At 59.3% G+C, this 3,731-nt stretch carries 3 protein-coding genes and 2 pseudogenes; 4 read left to right on the top strand and 1 reads right to left on the bottom strand.

Annotated elements, in window-relative coordinates:
- The 4 genes and pseudogenes from ACP7BL_RS17775 to ACP7BL_RS17760 form a co-directional block, all read left to right on the top strand.
- The coding region (locus tag ACP7BL_RS17775; protein WP_426258926.1) for an oxidoreductase C-terminal domain-containing protein at nt 1-414 on the top strand (414 nt) is incomplete at its 5' end.
- Nucleotides 411-1,136 (top strand): NAD(P)H-dependent oxidoreductase, encoded by a 726-nt coding sequence (locus ACP7BL_RS17770; RefSeq protein WP_426258925.1) that lies wholly within the window; start codon nt 411-413, stop codon nt 1,134-1,136. The genes ACP7BL_RS17775 and ACP7BL_RS17770, both read left to right, overlap by 4 nt.
- Nucleotides 1,137-1,177: 41 nt before the next feature.
- Nucleotides 1,178-2,320 carry an epoxide hydrolase family protein gene (locus tag ACP7BL_RS17765; RefSeq protein WP_426258924.1) on the top strand — a complete coding sequence of 381 codons (1,143 nt, stop codon included), beginning with the start codon at nt 1,178-1,180 and terminating at the stop codon, nt 2,318-2,320.
- A pseudogene (locus ACP7BL_RS17760) lies at nt 2,310-2,888 on the top strand (CbbBc protein); the annotation flags it as partial. The gene ACP7BL_RS17765 and the pseudogene ACP7BL_RS17760, both read left to right, overlap by 11 nt.
- Before the next feature lie 29 nt (nt 2,889-2,917).
- Here the strand turns inward: ACP7BL_RS17760 and ACP7BL_RS17755 are convergent.
- Nucleotides 2,918-3,616: pseudogene (locus ACP7BL_RS17755) on the bottom strand (Tn3 family transposase); the annotation flags it as partial.
- Nucleotides 3,617-3,731 lie beyond the last annotated feature (115 nt).

The following is a 3,731-nucleotide window of genomic DNA, read 5'->3' as shown; positions in this document are numbered from 1 at the left end:
AATCCATGTCGATCACTCCCGATACCCCAGACTGGTCAGCCAGGGGCGGGTTCAAACATGGGTCAATTCTCAATGGAAATTTATGCCCCTACCGGGTCAATTCTCAGCGGAAATCTACACGCCGTTCCTTGGTTCTGGTCGAACCAATATGATCTTCGGCTTCAGACGATCGGCCTATCGATCGGACATGACGAGATTGTCGTACGCGGCGCCACCACCAATCGCAGCTTCTCGGTAATTTACCTAAGGCAGGGCCGGGTTATCGCGCTCGACTGCGTCAATGCGACGAAGGACTATGTGGGAGGTCGCGCCCTCGTCCTCGACGGCACTATCGCCGCTCCCACGGCGCTTGCTGATCTGGACATTCCGCTCAAGGACTTGGTCAATCGAACTCCCGTGGCGGTGGTCGCATGAGCGATAGCAACCCCGGTACTCGCAGGGCGCTACTTGTCCATGCCCATTCAGAGGCGGATTCGTTTGTATCCGCTATGCGAGACAGGATTGCTCTTGCTCTGGGTGCATCGGGCTATGAAATCGAGCATTCTGACCTTTATGCGATGGACTGGAACCCGGTGCTGTCACCGGCTGATTTCGGCTCGCGCAAGGACGAAAGCCATCTGACTTACGCGCTCGAACAGCGACACAACTATCAGGTCGGGACGCTTTCAAGCGACGTTGCAGCGGAAATCGCGAAGGTCCAGGAGGCCGAGCTGGTGGTTTTCACATTCCCACTGTTCTGGTTCAATGTCCCGGCGATCCTCAAGGGATGGATCGATCGGGTGTTCGTCTCCGGCCCTTTTTACGGCGGAAAGACGATTTACGGTCGCGCAGGCATGACCGGAAAGAAAGCCACCGCCGCTTTTAGCCTCGGTGGTCGAGAATATATGTTTGGTCCGGAGGGGCTGCATGGCCCGCTGGTCGACGGGTTCCTCCGTTCCTTTTTTCAAGGCAGCCTGGGATATGTCGGTTTCGAGGTGATCGAGCCGTTTGTGGCCTATCACACGCCCTATCTTCCTTTGATCGAGCGAACGACCTGCCTGGACGCTCTTGGCGATCGCTTCGCAACTCTCGACGCGCAGGCGCGCATGCCGATGCCAGACCTCAGCCGCTTCGGCGATCGCTTTGAGAAACTTTAAAGCCTTCGATCAAATCGATCGCGAAGATCAGGGACGCCACGATGGATGGTGATGTCATTAAGTTCGAGTTGCGCGTGCCGGAAGCTGATCTTGCTGACCTGCGCCACCGTCTCCGCTCGACACGATGGCCCGTCGACTTTGGCGGAGAAAGCTGGAGATATGGCGCGCGCATCGACACTTTGCGCGCAGTTCAGAACTATTGGGCGAATGAATATGATTGGCGTACCATCGAAGCCAGGCTGAACAGCTTTCCGCAATATCTAGCGACCATCGACGGTCTGCGCGTTCATTTTTTCCATGTCCGCGCAAAACACGGGAACGGTCGCCCGCTGCTCCTCCTTCACGGTTGGCCAGGATCCCAGACCGAGTTTCTGGATCTCATCGACGATTTCGTCGATCCATCGCGGTGCGGACGCGGAAATCACCAGGCCTATGACCTCGTCATACCCGCCATTCCAGGCTTCGGCTTTGGTGGAAAGCCTGTCGAACCAGGCTGGGGTCCGGATCGGATCGCCGACGCGTTCCACCGGTTGATGACGCTGTTGAACTATGACCGTTACGGTGTGCAGGGCGGCGACTGGGGCACGATAATCGGGCGGCGGATCGCTCAACGGCATCCAGGCGCGCTCGTCGGACTGCACATCAACATGCCCTACGCACATCCACCGCACGCCGCAGAGCCACCGGATGACTACCGCACGTTCCGCAAGACCGGGATGGGCTATCTGTCGCTTCAATCAACGAAGCCAGACGCGATTGCCGCCGCAATGTCCGACTCCCCGATGGGGCTGGCGACCTGGATCCTCGAGAAATTTGCCGCTTGGTCGGACGGAGAGGGTGACCTCCCGAAAACAATCTCTCTTGAGGCGCTCGTGACGAACATCATGTTCTACTGGCTGCCAAACAGCGCCGGCAGCGCAGCCCGCATATATTATGAGTCCGCATGCGAGGCGGTGACGCCCTTCGGCGGCGCTCGGGTCACCGTCCCGACCGCTGTCGCGGCCTTCGCAGCCGAGCCCTATTCGGCGCCGCGTTCCTGGGTGGAAGGAATCTACGACGTAGTGCGCTGGCGGGAGTTCTCCGCCGGTGGGCATTTCGCCGCGCTGGAGCAGCGTGAGGCGCTGCGGGACGACGTCCAGGAATTCTTCACGACCGATCGCTTTGACCACCGTCATGCCGCATAATCGCGTGAAGCCTGAGGAGAAAGCCGCCACGGCCGAGGGTGTCGAGGTATATGACGGGCCCGCAGGAGGGTGGGGCGCACTCGGCGCAGTCGCTGCCGCTGTTCGTGAACAGATGGGTGCCTCCACGAAGGCGCGTGCCTTGCTGCAGATGAACCAGCCCAAGGGATTCGACTGTCCAGGCTGTGCCTGGCCTGACCCTCAGAAGACGTCTTCGTTCGAATTTTGCGAGAATGGCGCGAAAGCCGTCACTTGGGAGGCCACTGCCAAGCGCGTCGATCTCGACTTTTTCGCGCGTCATAGCGCCAGCGAGTTGTTCGGTTGGTCTGACCATGCGCTCGAGGATGCCGGTCGCCTGACGCACCCGCTACGCTACGATGCCACAACTGACCATTTCGTGCCGGTCGCTTGGAGCGAGGCGTTTGCGCGTATCGGCGACGGCCTTCGTGCGCTCGAAGATCCCAATCAGGCGGAATTTTATTGCTCAGGTCGTGCGTCGAACGAAGCGGCTTTCTTGTACCAATTGATGGCACGCGCCTTTGGAGGGCATAGCGTGAAGAGTACGCCAAACAACGCTAAGGGCGAACAATCAGTGAACGCTTAGGCGACGCGGGCATTTTGCGGCAGGTTCAGGGCCTTGCGGCCAGCGGAAGCAGCAGCCCTATCCCAGAGAAAGTCTCCGGAAAAGGCGATATGTTCCCAGCCTACCGGCGATGTATGGGCAAGGAGGTGGTCGGGCGCCGCGACCGATTCCCATCGTAGATGCTGGACAGCAGCGTCCATGTAGGTCGTGTTCCAATAGACGATGGCGGCGATGACCAGGTTGAGGCCCGATGCGCGATATTGCTGGGCTTCATGGCTGCGATCAATGATGCGCCCTTGCCGGAATGTGTAGATCGCCTGCGTCAATGCATGGCGTTGCTCGCTGTTGTTGAGGCCGGCATGGCAACGCCGGCGCAGCTTGGGGTTTTCAAGCCAGTCGAGCATAAACAGTGTTCGCTCGACCTTGCCGATTTCCTGTAGCGCGACGTCGAGCTGGTTCTGCCGCTCATAGGCGGCGAGCTTTCGCAACATCACCGATGGCGCAACATGACCAGCCTTGATCGAACCGACAAGCCGCAGCACATCGCCCCATTGTTCACGGATAATGTCGGTCCGGATGCGCTTGCCCAGCAGCGGGGCAATAAATGGATAGGCGGCCACCGGGGCGACTGACGCGAGACGCCTGTCGGGAAAGTCCCGCAGGCGCGGACAGAAGCGAAAGCCCAGCATGGCGCACAGCGCGAAGACATGATCGGTGATTATCTGGACAATCAATCCCACCCGGCCATTTATAAGATACTATTCAGGCGCTCGATGGCATGCGAGGTTTCCTCGCATGCCATCGAGCGCAACCGCCGCAGGCGGAAGACGA

Origin of the sequence: Sphingomonas sp. DC1600-2 (assembly GCF_049897605.1) — a bacterium.
GTDB lineage: Bacteria > Pseudomonadota > Alphaproteobacteria > Sphingomonadales > Sphingomonadaceae > Sphingomonas.
Note: the sequence above shows the minus strand (reverse complement) of the source record. Positions and strands in the feature narration are given on the sequence as shown.

Bases quoted from the DNA above. Each gene is read 5' to 3' on its own strand.
- ACP7BL_RS17770 (WP_426258925.1), top strand. From the start codon at position 411: ATGAGCGATAGCAACCCCGGTACTCGCAGGGCGCTACTTGTCCATGCC.
- ACP7BL_RS17765 (WP_426258924.1), top strand. From the start codon at position 1,178: ATGGATGGTGATGTCATTAAGTTCGAGTTGCGCGTGCCGGAAGCTGAT.